This window comes from Bradyrhizobium sp. UFLA01-814, from assembly GCF_046718885.1.
In the GTDB taxonomy this organism is placed as follows: Bacteria; Pseudomonadota; Alphaproteobacteria; order Rhizobiales; family Xanthobacteraceae; genus Bradyrhizobium; species Bradyrhizobium elkanii.
Genome location: NZ_JAQOSR010000161.1, coordinates 1 through 21027, shown reverse-complemented (window position 1 = coordinate 21027; position 21027 = coordinate 1). Strand labels below are relative to the sequence as shown.

Annotated in this window: 15 protein-coding genes and 1 pseudogene; 5 read left to right on the top strand and 11 right to left on the bottom strand. The window is 57.0% G+C overall.

From position 1 onward, the window contains the following. The 7 genes from PMN64_RS34430 to PMN64_RS34400 form a co-directional block, all read right to left on the bottom strand. Positions 1-1058 (bottom strand): ABC transporter ATP-binding protein (locus PMN64_RS34430; protein WP_411783923.1); only part of this gene is annotated, 1058 nt, incomplete at its 3' end. After that, on the bottom strand, positions 1048-1845 hold the full coding sequence (locus PMN64_RS34425; RefSeq protein ID WP_411783922.1) for an ABC transporter permease: 798 nt from the start codon (positions 1843-1845) through the stop codon (positions 1048-1050). The genes PMN64_RS34430 and PMN64_RS34425, both read right to left, overlap by 11 nt. Positions 1846-1865: 20 nt before the next feature. After that, positions 1866-3086, bottom strand: a complete 1221-nt coding sequence (locus PMN64_RS34420; RefSeq protein ID WP_411783921.1) for a glycosyltransferase family 4 protein — start codon at positions 3084-3086, stop codon at positions 1866-1868. Next, positions 3086-4396 (bottom strand): hypothetical protein, encoded by a 1311-nt coding sequence (locus tag PMN64_RS34415; RefSeq protein ID WP_411783920.1) that lies wholly within the window; start codon positions 4394-4396, stop codon positions 3086-3088. The genes PMN64_RS34420 and PMN64_RS34415 overlap by 1 nt, the downstream gene beginning before the upstream one ends. A 92-nt stretch (positions 4397-4488) precedes the next feature. Continuing rightward, the gene (locus PMN64_RS34410) at positions 4489-6354 is read right to left on the bottom strand and encodes a hypothetical protein (protein ID WP_411783919.1); all 1866 of its coding nucleotides are present in this window, start codon (positions 6352-6354) and stop codon (positions 4489-4491) included. A gap of 209 nt (positions 6355-6563) precedes the next feature. Beyond that, positions 6564-7607, bottom strand: a complete 1044-nt coding sequence (gene galE / locus PMN64_RS34405) for a UDP-glucose 4-epimerase GalE (RefSeq protein WP_411783918.1) — start codon at positions 7605-7607, stop codon at positions 6564-6566. A 136-nt stretch (positions 7608-7743) separates the two neighbouring features. Then, positions 7744-8823: a glycosyltransferase gene (locus tag PMN64_RS34400; RefSeq protein ID WP_411783917.1), complete on the bottom strand. Its 1080-nt coding sequence runs from the start codon at positions 8821-8823 to the stop codon at positions 7744-7746. Between the two features lie 435 nt (positions 8824-9258). Here PMN64_RS34400 and PMN64_RS34395 point away from each other — a divergent pair, with 435 nt between their 5' ends. Then, positions 9259-10488 (top strand): O-antigen ligase family protein, encoded by a 1230-nt coding sequence (locus PMN64_RS34395; protein WP_411783916.1) that lies wholly within the window; start codon positions 9259-9261, stop codon positions 10486-10488. A 583-nt stretch (positions 10489-11071) separates the two neighbouring features. Here PMN64_RS34395 and PMN64_RS34390 read toward each other — a convergent pair. Further along, entirely contained in the window at positions 11072-12112 is a 1041-nt protein-coding gene (locus PMN64_RS34390; RefSeq protein ID WP_411783915.1) for an acyltransferase, read from the bottom strand. 46 nt (positions 12113-12158) lie between these two features. Continuing rightward, positions 12159-12318 (bottom strand): annotated as a pseudogene (locus PMN64_RS34385) (IS630 family transposase); the annotation flags it as partial. A 646-nt stretch (positions 12319-12964) separates the two neighbouring features. Between PMN64_RS34385 and PMN64_RS34380 the strand changes: the two are divergent. Together PMN64_RS34380 and PMN64_RS34375 are read left to right on the top strand one after the other, a co-directional pair. Beyond that, positions 12965-13546: an NYN domain-containing protein gene (locus PMN64_RS34380; RefSeq protein ID WP_411783914.1), complete on the top strand. Its 582-nt coding sequence runs from the start codon at positions 12965-12967 to the stop codon at positions 13544-13546. Positions 13547-13549: 3 nt separating this feature from the next. Further along, positions 13550-14179: a hypothetical protein gene (locus tag PMN64_RS34375; protein ID WP_411783913.1), complete on the top strand. Its 630-nt coding sequence runs from the start codon at positions 13550-13552 to the stop codon at positions 14177-14179. Between the two features lie 1224 nt (positions 14180-15403). Here the strand turns inward: PMN64_RS34375 and PMN64_RS34370 are convergent. Next, positions 15404-15595 (bottom strand): hypothetical protein, encoded by a 192-nt coding sequence (locus PMN64_RS34370; RefSeq protein ID WP_411783912.1) that lies wholly within the window; start codon positions 15593-15595, stop codon positions 15404-15406. Between the two features lie 1087 nt (positions 15596-16682). Between PMN64_RS34370 and PMN64_RS34365 the strand changes: the two genes are divergently transcribed. Then, entirely contained in the window at positions 16683-19067 is a 2385-nt protein-coding gene (locus tag PMN64_RS34365; protein ID WP_411783911.1) for a DUF2235 domain-containing protein, read from the top strand. Between the two features lie 317 nt (positions 19068-19384). Further along, positions 19385-19906 (top strand): hypothetical protein, encoded by a 522-nt coding sequence (locus tag PMN64_RS34360; RefSeq protein WP_411783910.1) that lies wholly within the window; start codon positions 19385-19387, stop codon positions 19904-19906. Positions 19907-20152: 246 nt separating this feature from the next. Here the strand turns inward: PMN64_RS34360 and PMN64_RS34355 are convergent. Then, positions 20153-21027, bottom strand: an 875-nt coding sequence (locus PMN64_RS34355; protein ID WP_411783909.1) for a hypothetical protein, incomplete at its 5' end; no start/stop codon positions are given.

Sequence of the window (21027 nt, the reverse complement as noted above, 5' to 3'; positions counted from 1 at the left end):
AGATTGAATACGAAGCTGATCCCATCTAGCTGCGTGTCGGTCGTGGCGCGGAAGCGCATCGTCAGCATCACCGTATCGTGCGACTGCACCGTTTCGACGAGCGTTCTGTCTTCGGTATGCAGGGAAACGTCGGTGATTTCGAACAGTTTCCCATGCGGCTGTTCAACTGGTTCGCTGGCCGCGCCGGGTCCATCAGAGCCGACGCCGTCCGCCGCCTGCGGCTCTGACGTGGTGGAGGGCGCTGCGCTCTGTGCGGAATTGTCCTCAGAACTTCCAGGGGCGACTGAATCGTCCGAAGGCTGGATATCCTCCAGATACTGACCGGTGACCTCCGAAGCGGTGCCGAACGCTGCGAGTTGTCCGTTCCTGAGGTAGACGGCCCGGTCGCACATTGACCTCACGAGATACTGGTCATGCGCGACAAGCAGGATCGTGCAACCTGTTTCCTTGATCTGGTAGAAGCGATTCAAGCACTTTTGCTGAAACGGCGCGTCGCCGACGGCGAGGATTTCGTCGACAATGAGGATTTTCGGATCGACATGGATCGCCACCGCGAAGGCCAACCGGGCATACATACCGCTGGAATAGGTCTTTATCGGGCGCTCGATATAGGATCCGATGTCCGCGAAGCGGACGATATCGTCGTACTTGCGGTCAATCTCGGTACGGTCCATCCCGAGCAACTGGCCGTACACCATGATGTTGTCGTGACCCGTGAACTCGGGGTTGAAGCCAGCACCGAGTTCGATGAGTGGCGCCACGCGCCCCTTCACCTGAACGTCGCCCTCCGATGGAGTTAGCGTTCCAGCTAAGATCTGCAACAGCGTCGACTTGCCCGCACCGTTCCGGCCGATGACGCCGACGGTCTCGCCTTCGGCAATTTCGAAGCTCACGTTTTGAAGAACAGTGATTTCTTGGTAGAACTGCCGATTTCGCCAGATCATCTGCTTGAGACGATCAGCGGGTCGCGCGAATGAAAGATAGCGCTTCGTGACGTTTCGCACGCGAATTGCGATGTCCGTACCGTCGAGCGGGGTCGGCTTGACGTTAGACGACATCGGCAAACGCCTTCTTCGTACGTATAAAACCCCAGTAACCGAGCTGCGCTACGGCCGCGGTCCCCGCATAAAGTAGCAGAAGCGGAAGGAAGGAGGGCGATTGATGATCAAAAATAGCCGACCTCGTCATCTCGATGATTTGCGTCAGCGGGTTGAGTGCGATGACAGCGCGGAACGCTGGCGGTACAGCCGAAAGTGGGTAGAAAATTGGGGATAGGAATGTGAGCAATGAAACGAGCACCCCAATCAACTGGCGCAGGTCACGAAGGAAAACTCCCAGGGAGGCGAGAGCCCACCCCAGCCCCGCAGTCAGCAAGATAAGTGGAAGCAGTATAATCGGCAGCCAGAAGATTGCAGCTGGCGGCAGTCCGACAATGATCAAGTGGCCAAGCAGGAAAACGCCAAACGACACGATGGCCGCAAACAACGCCACGGTGATCGCGATCGGAACCAGCGTTTCCAGAGGAAATACCACCTTCTTTATGTAAGCCGGGTTTTCCAAGACCAGGCTAGGTGCACGATTGAACAACTCAGCAGCGAACTGAAAGATGATGAGCCCGATGAAAACGCGAAGGACGAAATCGGAATATCGCCCGGTCGCCCCCGGCCAGCTCATCGTGAAGATCTGACTGAAGACGAAGGAGTAGATCAGGAGCATTAGGAGCGGCACAACGACGTAGTGACCAAGCCCGAGATAGGTACCTACGATGCGCGAGCGGATTTCCCGATCAGCAAGTAGCTTGATAGTCGCGCGCGAATAACGGTCGAAGATGAAATCGTAAAACATCGGAACACGCTTTCGAACGGTCATCGGATGGGACGGGACAACAGGTTCAGTTCAAGTACGGCGTTGATATTCTCTAGGCATGAGAGGGCGCTGCGAGGAACGCGGCGCATCATATTGCTGACCCAATAGCCCCTCCGGATCGAAGGGTCCGCCGCCAGGCGCTCCCTCTCATCCAGTTCGTACGTCTCGAATGCAGTCTTCACCTGATCGGCAACCGACGAGCGATCAGTCTTCCCGACGTCATTCAATGACACGATCCAGCGTTCGAACTGGGCGGAGGACTCCGCCCAGGAAGGCCAATGCATTGCCGTCTCCCTCGCGCCTTTCGTAAGTGTCCGCAGCAGGGACCTGTCACGAAGTAACGTAGTGATGGCCTCCTGAATCCCCGTTTCGTCTTGATCGGCAACGACGACCGCATTCTCGCCGTGACGAATGTACTCTTCGTGCCCGGTCACATTGAGGACGACCGCAGTCCCTCCGCAGTGGAACATCTCCAGCGGAGGACCAAACATACCTTCTACCGTGCTAAGCTTCACTAACACGTCGCACGATCGATAGACACGAGCCGCAGCAGCGATTGGGACTTTCGAGAAGACACGCCGAACGCCCGGGATCCAACGGACAGGGGATCCGGTGAGCAGCCAAATGTCTTTCGCTCCCGCCCCCTTCGCGAGCGAAATGGCGCGAGCCGTGTTCTTGAACGGAACGCGGAAATGGCCTTCGACAAGCACCCGAGGAGCGCCGTCTATGCGCTCCTCTATCGGGGAAACGACCTCGGAATAGACGTCCTTCCGAATGCCGTTGCGGACGAGAGCAGCCTTTCTCCCCCAGTCCGTTGCAAGACGGTCCTTGATCCATCCTGCTTCGGTAACGAAATTGACGGACATTCCATATGTCGCATCGACCAGGCGACGCAGCGGCCCCTCGCTCTCCGGATAGAACCGAGACTCGATCGATTGGACGAAGTATCCGAATCTCTCTGCATTGAAGCTCGGCAACTCCAAGGCGGTCTTCCACCAGGTGGCGATCACTAGATCGAACTCGTGCTGGCTCGCCTCAGCGAGGGTGACGCACGTCAACGATCCGGCGGCATCATGCCACGAGACGGTTTCTGGGGTGAATGGTTCTTGAGCCGCAATCACGACATTATGGCCGCTGGCCACCAGATGTGCGGCGTGCTGGAAGATGACGTACGTGCCGCCGCTGATGGCCAGCGAGCCGACCAGGAAGCAAATCCTCATCAGGAGAAGCTCCCCGCAAGACGCGCCTGCCACATCCTGTAGCGGCCATACAAAAATGCGGCTCCTGGAACAGCACGCCGTCGAATTGTCAGATAAGGCCAGAAACCCGCTTCCGGCAACCTGCGGTGTCTGAGCAAATTCAAAGTGAACCGGATGCGATCGAGAGGGTTCGTATAATTCTTGACCATCAGCCTCGACTGCTCGAAGACGCCGAAATTTTCGAAATGCCAGATGGAGCCGATCCAGTCGAGCTCGGCGGCAGTTGGACGAAACACCAGACGCTTGTGGAAATGGAGCGTCAACGCCATGACTTCAGCGGTCGTGAGACCCATCTCGGTGTGCAATTCGCGAATGCGTTCGACACCCGACATGATCTCTCGAGCTACCGGAAAAACGATCTTCTCGATCAACTGCCGTTCGACGAATTCGTCGTATATGATGGCGCAATTGCCGTTCGAATCGAGGGCATATCGGCTCGGCGCGCCATGGTCAGCAGGTAGCATGATCTCGAAGAGCGATCTGTTCTCGTTGAAAATCGGGAAGCAAGGCGTTGAGCGATCGAGATGCGAGAACAGCAGGCCGTGTTTTTCGTTTCGTGGGTGGACATGACCGGGCGCAACAAGTCCAAGGTAATGTCCGATCACATGGACACCACCCGCCGCGCGTTCAAACCACGAAAAAAGGTTGTCTTGAATCGTTCCCTTCCAGCCCACGTCGACGACATGCAAGCGCCTTGGGATCGGCCCGCGGAGGGTCTCGGAGAGATACTTGGTGAATGCCGCCCCAGCCTGCGCGCGTGCGGCAGCATAGGCTTCGGCGAAGCGCGCGGACTTCATGAGTGCTGCGAACTCCGGTGAGGTCGGCAGATCGTCCGATCTCTTCTCAAGGCCATCCTTGGACCTCCGCAGGTCGGCGGCAATCCCGTCGATGGCACCGTCCAACGCAAGGCTCCTGAGGAAGTCTGCAAGCGAGATGCTCCGATATTGACGGAACAAATTCGCGAAGGTCTCGCTCTCCAAAGGGCCACAGGAAAGCAAGAAGGTCGATTTGCGTGAGACGCGGAAATAGTGGGTCCGAACCGCAGGCGAAGTTTGCGCGGCTGACGACTGTCTGAATGCGTCGAACATCTCCTTCAGGGGCTTTCCTTCCCGGGAGAGGAACAGCACATGGTCGGCGTTCGCGCCGGAGATGGCGGCGTCCAGACGCAAGAGAAAGAGGTAGAGGGACCAAGCGAGGTCCTGGAAGGGGACGTCGATTTTCCATCGGCGCTCGTACTCTGCGGCTGCCGTATGAAGGCGGCTCGTCAGCATCGGCGCCTCACGCGGCGGCCGATCCCGAGACGGGATATTCCCTGGCGACATTCATACAAGCTGCCGGATTGCATTTGCGATTGCGGCGACATTCAGTGACCTCGCTGCAATTGGGCACGCTGGGCGGCGACCCTTCCGCGCTTGTAGAGCCTCGCCAGACGGAGCAGCGTCTTGGCCATCATCCGATGCGGCGTCGACATCCCGGGATGCTGCGCGATGCTCGGCTCCCATTGCGTGCGTCTCAAATAGAGGATGACGTGGTTCCGATAGCGTCGGTTGAATACGCCAAACAGCATCTCCTTGACCGAAGGCACCTGGCTGCGATCGAAGTGTCCGCCGAAGCCAAATACGTCGTGCTGAGGCACCTCGAGAAAGGTGCGAACCAATCCCGCCGGCGGTGATCGCGAAATATGCGTCCAAAGCCGCACACTGAGCTCTCGGAGCTCATCCGAAGAAACAGCATAATGTGCCAATGACGGACCCCATTCCCGGGCTGCGAATACGACACCGTCCTGGAAGTCTTGGGGAAAGTTGTGAAGCGTCGACTTTGGATGAATCGATTTGACGGGAACCACGATGTCGCCATCTTCGCGATAGTCCTCTGTACTCCCGCTCATGGAACTGCAAATCACCTCGAGCGGCTCGAATGAGTCCAGCAACGCGGCGTCCCCACACCGTTCATCGACCCCATAGACGTGCTTTTCGACGTTGGCAGGCTGGGGGTTAAGAAACTTCCTGAGCCCCAGATAATATCCTGTGAACTCCGCGTCGGGACGCATCCGGGCGAGATTGTCCTGGATCGTGCCGCGCCATCCGACGTCGACCACCCCGATCTTTCCCCTTCGGCCCAGCCCCTGTTGGTCCAGATAGCGATCGAGCCGCTCTCGCCGTTTGCTGTACTGGCGTGACGCAGCCTTCCGGAAAGCAGGAGCCTCAATCAAGCGACCAATCCGAGGGTCGTTCTCCGGATGGATGATGAGTTCGTCTTCCTTCAGCCCCAGGGATTCCAGCAGATCCCGGAACTCCCCCGCCTCAAGGCCACAGACCTTGAACAGCGTCGAGACGCGCTGTTGCCAGTGAAGGCTCCAGACGAGCTTGAGATGTTCATGCCCGATCGGCTCAGGGAACGACGGTAAAAAGGTCGAAACTCGACTGACCCCTAATCCCCTGGAATCGGGGAGTGGCAGTCCGGCCAAGGTGCTCTTGGGAAACAGCGCGGCAAAGACCCGGTGCAGAAAGTCCCCTTCCTGGGACAGGAAAAACAGACTGTCGACTTTGTCACGGACAGCGCGCTCGGCCACGAAGTGGCAAAAGCCCAAGAACAAGGGAGCCGCCCGGACACCCGCGCAAAAAGCAGCGGAACGCTCGGCAGGCTCCGCCGCAATGAACTCGCGTGCAGCTTCCTCTGACCGGATGGCAATTTGCTCGAACAGCGCCTCACGGGAGCCGAAAGCGATCTGCTGGATGTTGCGGGCCTCCGCAGCCCATTCCGGAGTGAAGCGGACCGCCGCAATGCCGAGCCGCCGGGGGATTTCCACGTCAGAATATACGTTGTCACCAATGTGGACATGCTGCTCCGGTGCGACGTCAAGCGATTGATGGACGTGACCGAACAAGCGACCTGAACGCTTGTTCTTGCGGACGTCGCAGGAAACGAAGCCTTCCCGGACCAGGAGCTTCAGACCTTTGGAATGAAGCAGACGGGCCAGCATCTCCGACGGCATATAGAAGTCGGACAGATATATCGTTTTTTCAGCAGGATATTCGGTCAGGAGGCTGACGATGCCTGGGTCGACATATGAGCATTCCTCCTCGCACACCAACTCGAACTCCGAAAGCTCGTGCGCGAGTTTCTGCACTTCATCGTCGCTCTTGAGGTCCGCAATCCGAAGCAGCCATCCCCTCAGCACGTGGATCAGATCGTACTCGTCGTCGAATCCGGTCTCAGCAGACCTCAATCCGATCTCTCGCTCGACGGCCAAGCGTTCACGGTAAAGATCCCAATGGCTACCCGCTGGCTTGGACAGCCTCTCTCGAAGTCGGAGAGACGCATGTCTGGCCAGTTGCAACTTGATCGCTTCTGGGTGACACCTGCGCCGGAGGAGCGTGTCCCAAACGTCGATGCTTCTGAGCTTGAACCTGGACAAATCGACACTTCCCTACGGCGCTAAGTCGGCGCGTCTCGTTCACTAGTGGGTTGCGTCGGTGGGTGATATCCATTCGGATTGTTCGATTGCCACCGCCAATGGTCGGCACACATTTGGACCAGCGTCTTCGTCGATTTCCATCCGAGCAAATCGGCCGCAAGCGTCGGATCGGCGTAGCATGCTGCGACATCCCCGGCGCGCCGATCACCTATGGTGTGGGGCACGGCAGAGCCGCTCACGGACTCAAACGCCTGGACGATCTCGAGGACGCTGGTACCCCTTCCGGTGCCGAGATTTGTAGTCAGAATGCCAGGACCTTTCAGGTGATTGAGAGCACTCAGATGCCCCGACGCGAGGTCAACGACATGAATGAAGTCGCGTATACCGGTCCCGTCGTGCGTTGGATAATCGTTCCCTAAGACGACGAGTTGCTTTCGCTTGCCGATAGCGACCTGCGCCACCAACGGCAACAAGTTGTTGGGTATACCGGAAGGGTCCTCGCCGATGACGCCGCTTTCGTGCGCGCCGACGGGATTGAAATAGCGGAGGATCGCGATCGACCAATCGTTGTCGGACCCGTGAAGGTCCCGGAGCATTTCCTCGATGAAGTATTTCGTTCGACCGTAAGGATTGGTCGGGGCGAGGGAATGGCTTTCGTCGATCGGCAAGTATGAGGGATTCCCATAGACGGTGGCCGACGAACTGAAAATGAGCTTTCTGACGTTAGCCGTCTTCATCGCCGACACGAGCCGGAGCGTCCCGACGAAATTGTTGTCGTAGTAGCCGATGGGATTCTCATGCGAGTCGCCGACGGCTTTGAGACCCGCGAGATGCACGACCGCCGTCACATCGAAGTCTCGTAAAATCCGGAGGATCGCCTTCTCGTCGCGAAGGTCGACCTTTTCGAACGAAATCGACCTCCCGCAAATCGCTTGGACGCGATCCAGCGAAGTTCGTTTGCTGTTCGACAGATTGTCGACGACGACAACATCGAACCCAGCGTCGAGTAATGCGATGCAGACATGAGAGCCAATGTACCCGGCACCGCCCGTTACCATAATCATTGAAACAGCACCTATCGATCGATTTCTGCCATCAGGATCCAACCGACGCATGGTCCTGCTTCGCACTTTGATGCACGTCGTGCCACTTGCCGAGCTCGCGGTCGTATTCAGGAAATGGATATCGATTTCATATGCCCTAGTTCAGCTTGGCGGCGTCGTCCGACGCGACGGTCATCGCGTCGTTCGAATCGCACAAAACAGGAAGACGGCCGGTCGCGCCGAGGTTGTCTGAGTACCTTTTCGCGGTCCGCGCACCTTCAAGTAGCGAGTGGAAAATCTCCTCATAATTCGCTTGGATGATCTTGTTCGTGCTCGTGGCGCAGACGACCGCACGCGCCGCCTTTCCAAAGGTCAGAATGTCGTTCGGAGAATTGATCAGACGAATGATCGCGTCTTTCAGGGCGGGACCGGAGTCTGTTGGAACGACGTAGCCCTCCAAACCGTTTCTGATGAAGTCTCGACATCCGGGTACCGCGGTGACGATGGACGCTCGGCCGCAGGCTGACGCCTCCAGTAGGGCACGCGGAAGGCCTTCGCCACCCCTGCTGGTAAAGATGCCCGCGTGAGCATCTCGCCATACGTTTGCGACCTGATCGGTGAAGCCATGATAGTGAATCCCGACACGTCCGCTCCAGATCGAGGGATTGATTGGGTGCGGGTTGGCGAGGTCCGGAACGCCGTAAATGTGTAGCTCTACCGGATGCCCCTCCTGAGCGAGCGACGAAATCGCGTCAACGGCGATATCGATGCCCTTGGACCAGATCAAGCGGGAAACGGTAGCGAAACGGAATGGTGGCCTGGTTGGGAGTGCAGTCATCCTGAACTCATCCGGGTCCACGCCAGCGCCCATAAAAATAGAGGTTTTATGACCGCACGCGGCAATCCCAGTCAAAAAGGCGTCCGAGCTGTTCTCAAAGATGAAGTGAGATCTCTTGCGCGAGGCAAGGCTCAAGATCCCGAAGACGAGCCGGCGCACTAGCTGTGCCTTGAGGGACTCGGAGATGCCGAGAAGTCCTGCGCCGGTCACGACGTATACGAATTTGCAGGACGGAAAGAAAAACTGGACGAGCGTAAGGATAAGGCACATCCGCAACGAATAAACGACGACCACGGAGGGATTCACCTTGCGAAGTGTGGCTGAGTACCACAGCGCTTCGCCGATGATCGATTGAGGCGAATTATGAGCCCTGATGGTGGGGCTAGAAATCGTCTTCACTCCATCGATCCGGCCTCCGTGGCTACTCCGTGGTTCGGGGACGATGGTAATGACTTCTGCTTTTGTGGCTTTTGATGCTTCGATCGCAGGAGAAAAATGTCTAAAGAGAAATTCCTCGCTGCTCGCGATTAGACAAATCGGATTCACGCCGCACCGCCCCGTGCAAACACTTCAAGTAATATCCATCAGCGCATGTGCGATGCAGTGGCAGATGTGGCGGAGCGTGGCAACATCTACTTTTAGTTGATTTTGTCCGGAACGTACCGTTCCCTTCTTTTAATACCGTTGGAGCTACGACCCAGAATGATGCCCAAGCAGCCAGACGCCTCGATCGATAATTGTAAGGCTCTCAATTCTGCCAACCCGCTCAGCCAGCTTAGGCTTCTCTTATTCGTTTGGAGTGGTCCGAAAGAACGTCAAGCCTGGATCGCTCGAATGCGCGTGATCGATTTCACCATCATGATTCTGGCTGCGGCCCTTCCATGGTCCACGTCCGTCACAACCATCTTGATAATCGCCGTACTGCTAATGGTCCTGATCACGTACGGGCCGCTCGAGTTGACTAAAGATTGGACGCGACCTGCCTACGCTCTTCCGATCGCGCTCTTCGGAATTGCTGCAATCGGAGTGACCTGGGCCCATGAGGTGCAGTGGTCGGACCGATTGCATGCGTTCGAGAAGGTCACGAAATTGCTCTGGGTGTTGCCGCTCGCCCTGCATTTTCGAGAATCGGATCGCGCCCTGATGGTGTTCGGGGCCTATGTCGCTTCCAATCTGGCCCTGCTGGCATTCTCGTTTGTGTTGTTCGTCTCGCCCTACGTCTTCCATCTGATCGGAGCGAGAGAGCCGGGAGTCCCGGTCAAAAACTATATCGACCAAAGCCAAGGATTCGTTCTCATCGCGGTCGTTTTGCTAGGACTTGCCGCTGAGTCCCTACGCGGAGGACGCCGAAACAGGGCGGTTCTTCTCTGCGCGGTTTCGGCCACCTTTCTTGCCAATCTCGCGTTCGTCAATGTTGCGCGCACTGCTTTCATTTATTTACCTATTATGCTGACGCTCCTCGCACTGCGCTATGTTCGAGGATGGCCGTTGCTCGCATTGTTCGCGGGGACCTGCGCGCTAACGGCCGGATTGTTGGCAACGTCACCAAACCTGCAATCGAAGACGTCTCGTTTGTTCAATGAAATCGACAGCTATCGAGCGAACGCCGTGTTCACCGTTGACGGGTATCCTGCCGGAGGCGCCGAGCGTCTCGAGTTCTGGCGCAAGTCGATCGGCTTCGTGCGTTCCGCGCCGGTTCTCGGGCACGGGACCGGTTCGACTAAAAGTCTGTTCGCCACAGCGGCTGCAGGACATGGCGGCCTGACGGGCGTGATAGTCGACAATCCGCACAATCAAACACTTGCCGTCGCGATCCAATGGGGAATGGTTGGCTGCGTAATTCTGTTTGGAATGTGGGGAGCCCATCTGTGGCTATTTCGTGAAGGGGTGATGGGACCGACCGGGAATTTCCTGGCGTGGATCGGCTTTGTCGCCGTCGTTCAGAACATTGCGAGCTCGGTCTTCAACTCGCACCTGTTCGATTTTTACCAAGGCTGGTTGTACGTGTTTGTAGTTGGCATAGTCGGCGGGCAGTTGCGGCGGGAGAACCCTGGCGCTCGGTGATCGATCACAACGACGTACCGCCTTGCCTTTGCGGGATCCTCGGACCAGGTTCGGCCAGGCGCTCAATGCCGTCTTCGATGGCCTTTCGTGCACCACGAACCCAAGCTAGTTCCCGCCTCCGCCCCACGAGGCTGTAGGCTGTTAACGACGTTCAATCTCGACTGACGCCCCGCGATCCGCGAAAAGATCGCGCCGATCAGGGTACGTGCCGACTCGGGGGGGCTAGAGGCTGGACTGACGCGCTCAGCCACTGACGTCGACGAACGCAGTCTTGGAGTCGACGAAGCCTGCAATCAAGCTCCTCGCGCCCAAGACCGAGCGGAGTGATCGCGAGGTGAGCTTCGACAAGCATCAGTTCAACGGTAAGCGCCACGACGATCCCTCGTGTGCGGGCTGTCACGAAGGTGCAAGGAAACCTCCAGTGATTGATGTCCAGTTGAACGTCCACGAATGGAGGCGTCCGTAATGCCTCACGCTTGCCGCCGTCCCCGCTCTGATTCCGGGCGCCATCCGCTCATGGTGAGAATCGGCAACAATGTCAGGGCAAGACAAGCTGAACCGGAAAACCTTTCAAAGGCGTCCCCTACGGCACAAGCCACGCCGAAAATCGAGACAGCCTCAAGAATTGAACGAACAGCAACGCAGTCACCATCCCAAGCATTGCCAGAAACGGAATGCCGATCGTCGGCCCCATGATATCCCATGTGATCCCCCTAAGTTGAAACAGCGTTAGAAACAGAGGGTGTACGAGGTAGATGCCGTAGCTCTGGCCCGAAATCCACGTGATTGCACGAGCAATGCGCTTTCGTTCTTGCAGCCACTCACGCGCAATTCGGCTCGAGAGCAACATAAACGTCGAAATAGACATGACCACGACCACGGGCATCAGATAGTCATACCAGGCGTATTGGAAGGAGCCAGATTCCGACGCCAATACGCTTGTCGCGATCGCCGTACATAACGAGCCGACGCCAATTATCCCGGCACAGGTGACGCAGGCCACTCGACCGACTTCAACATCGCGGAGGATGCGCCCTAGCCCGAAGTATCCCGCATAGCCTGTTGCGACGTAAACAGGCATACCGAGATGCAGACCAACCCGAACCTCAACGAAAGGCAACGCGATCGCAAGCCCGAACCAAGTCCAAGCGAAATACTTCGAGATAGCGGCGTCTGTCGGGTCAACGATTCTTACCAGCAGCGGCGCCGCGACATAGAGACTGAGCAAGATATAGATGAACGGCAGGTGGTAGAATGCCGAGCCATCCAAGAACACAGCGGCAAATCTACTCACCGTTAGAGCCTCGCCCATCAGCCAGCATCTGAAGCAGTAGTAAAACGCTATCCAAAACGTCGCCGGCAGAACTATTTTCACGACCCTGCGTCGGAAGAACTCCGACATGGACGCAAATCTAGCCTGCTCCAAGACCGCAGCACCACTCGCCATGATGAACAAAGGGACGCATGTCCGCGAAAACGAATCAAAAGAATTAGCGACCCACCAATCCCCGTTCCTGAGGCCGGCCAGCTGAACAACCGGGGTAGCACTGACATGAACCAAGGCAACGAGAACGGTTGCGTAAACACGCACCAAATCAAGGTGCGCCATTCTGGCCGCCTTCATGCCTTCCTCACCCCTCCGGCCCCGCCTCTAACGCCTGTTTAAGTCATGATGAACCGGCCGGGGGCAGGTGCACGTGCCAACGCGGTCTTTCGCCAGCCATCGCCAGATCAGCGGGCTTTTGTGCGTGGCGTAGTTATCCATGACGAGATGGACGTCGAGTGCACGCGGAACGGGGTCTCGCTCTCGTCCAAGAACGTGCGGAACTCGGCGGCCGGAATGACGTTTGTCGAACCCGCTAATGCGCGTTGATGAATGATGAAGCATTCGAAATCAAGGCTCCGGTTGTGATCATGAGGCTATCGAGCATGCTGCCTCATTCGCCCTCAAAAGAACCGGGGCGCGTCCTCTGCGATGGTGTAGCTCGGTGGAGCAAAGCCGTCCGCACGCGCGCCCTCAAATAGCGCCGTAGCGGGAGGACCGCTTTGCGGTGGTCACCGGCAATTCGCCGGTATCGTCTTCGGGGGTGATCACACTTCAAGCTAACTGTGGAGTTGGCCATACCACGGATGATCCGGGCTGCTGCTGGCGAGACCGAAAACTTCGTGTCTTTCGACGGTCGGATTTTCAGATGGCCAGAGCATAAGCTACATATTGCGAAGGAGTGGCGAGCGCAGTCAAGTGGAATCCGCAAGTGATTCAGTCATAATGCCAAACCCCGACATCGGGGCTTGGTCAATCCTCAGGTGAAGCTGAGGTGACACACTCAGGCGAGAAACGAGATTGTTCGTTCGTTGCGTACTGAGTTTGTTGGAGCGCAGCCAACTGAGCATAAGCTATAGGCGTGCCAGTCATGGCAGACAGCAATCGGCCATGACGTATCGGAGACGACAGATGAAAAGCGTGGATTGAAGCATGTCACCCTTCGACAAGATCGCGCTCTTTATCGATGGCCCAAACCTCCACGCAACTGCTAAGGCGCTCGGCTTCGAGATCAACTACAAGTGCCTGCTCGGGGAATTTCAGCGCCGCGGCACACTGCTGCGGGCGTTCTATTACACGCCGATTATCGAGGATCAGGAATCGACGGTCCGGCCGCTCCTCGATTGGCTCGACTATAACGGCTACGCGGTTGTCACTAAGCCGACCAAGGAATTCGTGGGAGCTTGCGGCCGCCGCAAGGTAAAGGGCAGTATTGACATCGAGCTCGCGGTCGATGCCATGGAGCTCGCTGAGCGCGTCGACCGAATTATCCTGTTCTCCGGTGACGGCGACTTCCGTCACCTAGTCGAAGCGGTGCAGCGTCGCGGCGTCCGCGTCGCCGTGGTTTCCACCATCGCGATCCAGCCCGCGATGGTCGCCGACGAACTTCGGCGGCAGGCGGACGAATTTATTGACCTGGCGGAGTTGAAGCTGACGCTTGGTCGCGAACCGTCCGAACGGTTGGGCCTCACATTAAGTGCCGGCAAACGTCGCGAGTCTGCCAGCGCAGAATAAGAAATGGAAGTGATTTCGTGCAGGTTGTCGGCGACGTCAACAACGCGCCGCTTGGTGCTTATTCCGTATCTCGTCCCTGTTCTGGTGATATTTGGGTTCAGCGCGACTGCTGAGGAGAGCAGGACTGATAGTGATCCCGTTGTTCCAAATGTTAGGAGCGAATGCTCGCTGACGCGGAAGGCTGGCGAGCCAATAGAGGCTCAAACATTCGCGGCGAGGGAACACTTTAAGGAAGACATCACACCAACAGCCCAAGTCAGGATTTCCTGGCTTGGCGCGACGTTTATGCGCAGGTTTGCAGTCAAGTTCGAAACTGCGGTCAATAGATGCTTGCAAACCTATGTCTTGAAGAATCCCTCAAATGACAATGAGATCATCGGAGAACTGGGCATTCTCGATGAGAGCAAACTGGTAGATATCTGGCGCCTCTTAAAGCTGCAGGCCAATGGAGAAAGCGGAGCGCTGCAGACCAATTCTGCTCCCAACATATTTTTCGTTCGTGACGGTAAGGGCGACCTTGGTGTGGTTGACGTCCTATGGGGAGGCGCGGGCTGGGAAATTGGAGCAAGTCCGATAGAAAACCAAAGGACGTGGCCCCCCGGCTCTCGCGTCTTCTCTTACGGTGCGGACTAACGACTGTAGCACATTGATTCGACTTGGTGCCGGCTAGTGGGCTGACCCTAGGTCGAGCGAGATCCTCGACGCAGCGGCCGAGCATGCGGGGTAGCGAAGCCCCAGCCGCCACGCTCACGCTTGTGCCACTTCTCGGACCCCCCGCCGCCGCTTCCTGCAATTTTTTCCCGGTTCGAGGCAAATCTCTGAAATGGCTTCGCGTCGGAGTCCTAGGTGACGTCGCCGTCGTCTGCACGGCTGCTCCGATGCTTCGCTGAACTGGAAAGTACCGGCGGAAGTGCAGCGGAGACCGGAGGATCGATCCGTTCGATGAAATCTGCGTCGGTGCCGAATGCATCGACGGTGATCCCGCGCACTATCGCGGAGGCAGGAAGTCTGCGCGGCGCAAGTCGGCCAGCAATATCTCGCGATCGCGTAGGCCAGGTGTTGACGTGGAGCGCCATAGGGAGTTGCGGTATGGGAGTCGGATCCCAAACGACGCGACGGTGAACCAATTCGCCATCGACCAACCAACGAATCTCGCAAGAGATCCCATTCGATCGCAAACCGATGAGAAGCCTTCGATGCGTGGAAGCCGAGCGGGATGGATGCGGGCGTCCCTCGATAGCCATGGTCGAATCGTGATCGAATCACTGCTTGAGCTGGAAGTTCAGCGTGCTCCACTAATATAAACTGCATTGGTTCCGAAGGGTGATGCCGCAATTTTGTGAGGAAGTGCATACTGGAGCAGCACTATGGACATAGCCATCGATCTCGTAGCATTGGCTGGAGCGTTCACGACCGCATGGGTGGTTGATCGACGGTGGCCCCAATGGGTTCAGTCGCTCAAGGCGACAGAGTTCGACCCACAACCCGCCCATCGTCTCCATGTCCCTGCGCTCGTGGTCTCATTTGTGGCCGGTGGGGCGATCCTACTCATCTTGCTTTGGCTTAGCTGAAAATGGCGAGCAACGATATGAACCCTAGCCTAGCCTGTAGCTCGTACAGTGCGGCCCGGCCGCGAGCTAGGGAGAAGATGATGGCGCGAGATGCGTCAATTGGACTCGCGTAATCTTATGAAATAGTTTCGTACAGCGTCAGAAGCTCTGAGCAGACCGTTTGATTAGATTGGGAGAGAGCGGCCCTGGCGCCAACAGCATGGAAGGTTTGTTGCGCTTTTCGATGTCTGCTGATCGTACAAGTCTGCCTCAGCGCCTCGAGGCAACGACGCTGGGGACAAACAATCTACTCCTGCGCGGCGAGTTCGATGATCGTCGCCGTGTCGATGATCCTGCCGGCAAGGTCCTTGATCTGGATCTCGTTCCCGGATTCGGCCAGTTCATCGGCCTTGGCGAGCGCCTGCTTTGCGGAGGAAACGACAACCCTGACAGCACCGTCGCCGTTCTTCGAATACACCTGATATCCTACGACGCTCATCGCCCCCTCGCTGATGAGGATCCCTAGCGACCTTTCAGATCGGCGCCTAGTGCAAATGAGCCACAGCTTCTACCTCCTGAACAGAACGGAGCTCTCGTTGCTTGCCGGCAAAGGATCATGGTCCGCCGCCTGGTACAGCCGTAGAGACTCCCGATGGGAGGATTTAAGCACAGGTCGGAACTTCGGCGAAATGCGTGGAGAAGGTCTGCTAGTGAAGCTCAAGCATACGGCGGCTGCCCCGGCGCAAGAGACACTTATCGAGTATCGGAAACCTGTCGCCCCGTTTCCTGCTCGCGGCTGCTCTTCGTCGTGGCGCCGGAGGATGACTTGCGCGCGATGGAGCTCGGCAAGCTGATGCTCGACCGGGCAGATGGAAGTCCGTGGTGGACCCGGCGTCCGAGGCCGAGAACGAGATTCATCTCGGGGTGAAGGATCGGGGCATTCTCGCTGTCGCTCCATCCGGGCAAGACCCGCTTGGTCGAATTCAGCCCGCCACGCGGTAGGCGAGTGCAAGAAGCGCGAACGAGAAGGCGCGGCTCGAAGCCTCGTTGCGACACGTGCGAGCGGAAGAGCCCTCGCGAGCCACGGCGTGCTGCTGAGGAGACGTCGATAACGATTTCCGGGCCATTTTAGGCCTTACAGCCGTTGGATCCTTCTTTCCAGGCAGCTAAACGAACAGGGAGCTACGCCCCCAAGCGCAGCTCAAATTTAAGAGCACGACGTCAACGAAAACGGTCGATCCCAATCGGTTGGATGATTCGAGCTCAGGTTGTGATTGTCATGAACAACCGTAGCCAGCTCAGATCCGGGATTTTGTACGAACCGGACGGACGAGCTCGCAACCCATCTGTTGAGAATCTGCGTGATGACTCCGAAAGGCGCGGAAGGGCTGCGCGATCTGCGCTGCATATTGAAGGACACCAAGTCGCCCTTCCGATTGGAAAAGGACCCTTCGAGAGCAGATTCCAAAATGAAAGACTAATTGATCTTGACTCATGGGCGAGCAACGCTCATCTAGCGTATATTGCAACCACATGTTGTCCGACTATTGCGGCAGCTTACTGATTTCATTTGATTGAGGAAGAAAATGCCGCGGCGCATCGTGCTTCTCTCAGATGGCACTGGCAATTCATCGGCAAAGGTCTGGCGAACCAACGTTTGGCGCATGTTCAGCGCGCTGGACCTCACCAACGACGATCAGGTCGCTTGCTATGACGATGGGGTCGGGACCTCGTCATTCAAGCCGTTAGCTCTTCTTGGGGGAGCATTTGGCATTGGCCTCCGTCGCAACGTAATCACGCTCTACAAGTTCGCTTGCCGCAACTACCGCAACCAGGGCGACGAGATGTTCGCATTCGGTTTCAGCCGGGGCGCTTTCACGATCCGCGTCACGATGGGATTGATCCTAGATCAAGGCCTGATTCCGGCAGAGGGCATCTCCGATAGCGAATTGGACCGGCAGGCGAAAAGGGCCTACCGGGCGTATCACAGGAGGCATTTCCACACGAACTGGTACTTGATGGTTCTCGGCCTGAAGAAATTGCTTGGAAGAGAAGTGTCTTCCAAGCCAATGGGAGTGCCGTCCGGAAGGGAGACGCCGGTCATCCGCTTTCTAGGGCTGTGGGATACGGTCGCCGCTTACGGTCTTCCGATCGACGAAATGACCCAGGGTGTAAGCCAATGGATCTGGCCGCTGGAATTGCCCGGCCACACGCTTCATCCTAATGTTAAGCGCGCGTGTCATGCGCTCTCCCTCGATGACGAGCGCACCACATTCCATCCCGTCCTTTGGAATGAGAGGCAGGAGAAGCATTCGACAAGCGGAGCTGGCCGTTACACCTCGGCGGAGAGAATTAGCCAGGTCTGGTTCGTTGGCGTGCATGCGAATGTTGGTGGCGGATATCCGGACGATTCCTTGGCACAGATACCTCTATACTGGATTATGGAGGAGGCGAGAGCGCAAGGTCTCTCCTTCAAGTCATCGGATCCTGCAGCGCTCGCGGAAACCAAGCAGGCGCAAGATAAAGACGGCCGGCTATATGACTCCCGCGCAGGCGCGGCGAGTTACTACCGCTACGGGCCACGGCGCGTATCCCGGCTGACCCGCCAGCGCTTCTCCTGGACGACGGGTGATGAGGTGTATGTTGAGAAGCCCAAGATCCACGAGACAGTATTAAGGCGCATAAAGAACAACGCCCACGTCTATGCGCCGATTGGAATTCCACATGACTATGATGTTGTCTCGCCAGAGATAGTCCAAGACGGCAGCGTCCGCTTCAGAATCGATAGCCTGCCGGACAGCGCGTCGGGGCCGACAATCAACACGCCGGAAACCTCGGAGCAAGCCCAGGCGCGCGTTATCGCCGAGCGCGAGGACGTCTGGCCGCTCGTCTACACCCGCGCGGCGCTATATTTCCTCACCTTGGCGGCGACCGCAGTACTTGTCGTATTTCCGTTCACCGGGCGGAGTGATCCGCTTGGTGAGAGGGTCAACGCGCTCAAATGGGTTTCGGACTTTATCCGAATGCTGAGTGGGTTCCTGCCTTCGTGGGTATCCCAATGGCTGGCTTCCTATGCGCAGTATCCGGGGACGTTCCTGATCCTGGTGGGTATCATTGGAGTATTGATCGTCGGCGGTCGGCGCGTTGCTTCGGCGATCGACGACCGAATGACCGCGCTTTGGCGCAAAGCGTTCGCGGGAATGCTTCCAGCGCCGAAGGCGGCTCCCAGCTCCACGCCAGGAAGTCGTGAACGTGTCCTCATGGGAGTCCGTTCAGGATGGCGCTACTATCTGGGTCCGGCGCTTTCGGCCATTGTTATTGCATATCTGGCGCTCACGGTCGGCGACCGCCTTCTATTCACGGCTGTGGACCAGGCGGGGCTGATTTGCAAGAGAACGGACAAGCTGGAGTACATTCCGGATGCCGGAACGCTGGTCTCCTTTCCAACCTCCGACCCGTGCTTTGCCACGGGTTATAAGGTCGGCCGCCTCGAGCGATACTACATTTGGACCAACCCGGACCCGACAACGCTGGCCCGTCAGTATGAGAAGTATTCGACCAGCAAGGACACATGCAAACTAGCCGCGGGCGCCGGGGAAGAGCCCTTAATGAATGGCAGCGTTGAAACGGACGCGCGCGGATATTCGACTTTCCACAATCCGGAGGGCGGCACTCAGCTGTCCTGGACCGAGACCACCATCCATATTCTCGCATCACCGCTGCGGCGATACTATTTCCAGCCCTGGTTTCAGCCGGTGGCGCGCTATGGCTCTCTTGGCAGCGAAGTGGACTTTCTCGAACCTGACCCAGACCGGCGCGTGAAGAAGATTTCAGAGTACGTCACGCCCAAGGTAACCGATGAGCTGTTCTTTTACGTGAACGACGCGGTCCTCATCCTCCCGCGCACGTATCAGTGGCTCTACAACGACAATAGCGGCTGCATCTCATTCTTCATCAAGCCGTCGAAATAGCGAAAATCATGTCGAGGGCCTGATGGGGCTTGATCAAATCTGTGTCGAGAGTGGGTACTACGGGTGGTCATTATCGCTTTCGCGTGTTCTGTGATGTCATGGCGGAAACCAAAACGATTTCCAAAGCCGTGCTCAGAAGAGATCAGTGATGGGTTCAAGCAGTCTCAACTGAACCTTTTCAAAGACCGGTGACTGGCGGCCCGTTTTCTGCCGCAGACGTACATCTACCAAAAGCTAAATGACGACGGATATCGCGGATCACCTGCGATTGTAGTGTGCTCGTGCAGTAATCAGAGCGAGCACGTGCACTTACATTCATGCAGAATCAAGAATTTTCGACGGTTGTGGGTGCGTTCATTGAGTTGGATTCGGATATTTCAATCTTTGTAGGCTCGAACAATAGCGGCAACACCTCCGCCACCCAGGCCATTCACGCTTTTGTCGCCGGCACGAAGGACCGGTTCTCTGTCTATGACTTCAGCTCGGCATGTTGGAAGATCTTCGACGAGACTGGAGATTCAGATGCAGACGGATCAGCAGGTTTGCCGACCATCAGCTTGGATCTGTGGTTTGAAGTGTCAACGAACGAGCTGCACTTAGTGATTCCTCTGCTTCCCAGTACCGCCTGGAGCGGCACCGAAGTTGGTATTCGGATCGAATTTGCAGCCACCAATCCCGTCGAACTTCTTACCACATTTCGGACGATAAGGGTCGACGCGCTCGCGAAAGCGGCTGCGCTCGAGCAGCGTCAGAATGAGAACTATGTACCCTGGCCACGAAGCCTCATGGATTTACGGAAACATCATCCCAATATGATCTCATCTCGCAGTGGATCGTGATGGATGCCCCATTCCGCTACGACTCCGAATGGCTTTCGCAGAATAATTCCAAGGGAGACATGGCCAACTGGGCTGGTTCTGTTCTCGGCGTTCGCCTGACCGATTTCGAGATGGTGTAACGGTTGAGGCCACAACGCATCGGGCGTTTGCGGTTGGGCGAGGCGGCTTCGTTTCGCTCGACGTTCATGTACTGAGATAGCCGTGGCCAAAGAGTTCATGCCGCGTACATTTTTTCTGGGATTAGATCTATTTTTCGCTTTGTCTGCGCCGCTCCAAAGTCTTATTGGCGTGTCGCTCGTAGATAGCCGGGATGCCATCCACGAGTATATTACCAAGCCAGAACTCGTCTTCGCTGTCGGTGTATAAATACGGGTCTGCAGCATCAAGTATCGCAACCAACAAACTCCACCGCCGCTCGTATGTTGCAGATGGAAATGCCGCAAACAATGTGCGGATGTTGGCAAGCTGTCCTTGAAAGCGGAGGGCTTCGAAGGCGGCATGCCGAACTTCGCGAGAGCTGTCATGCTCAGCTAACGAGCCGAGAGTTTTCATGAGTTCGGGTGTGGACACGTATCTTGCGAGTTCGCAGATCGCCTTGCGTTCAGGCGCTGATCCGTGCATTCGCTCGACGACAATATCTCCGACTTTCTCGGCATTAAGCCGGCGCAGTGTTCGACCGACTGCACGTCGCAGCGAAGCGCGGTCAATCGTGAGCGCAGAGTCAATAAGCATCTTAGCTGCTGTATCCGGCGTAACGCGTACAAGGAGTTTGCACAACTGTCGTTCGAGCGACGGATGGGAACGAAGCCCAACTTCGATCGCTTCAACCGCCCGCGTGGCATCAAACTTCGCCAATCCTTCAATGGCGCGAAGAGGTGCAGTCGCAACGACGGAACGAGCCGCAAAAGCCTTGTCTAGGATCTGCTCACGAATAGCAGGCTCTTTCGATTCAGCAGCGATATCGTAGGGGCCTTCGAGGAGGAATTGGCCGCGAAGGCACCGGTCGACAGCTGTGTTGATCGCTAGCCCCCTGGTCGTGGGATTGCCGTAGAGAGCGCGGATGGCTACATCGTCTCTGTCAGTGCGTTTAGCCGCATTTCGGTTCCGCAGCCAGTGCCCCA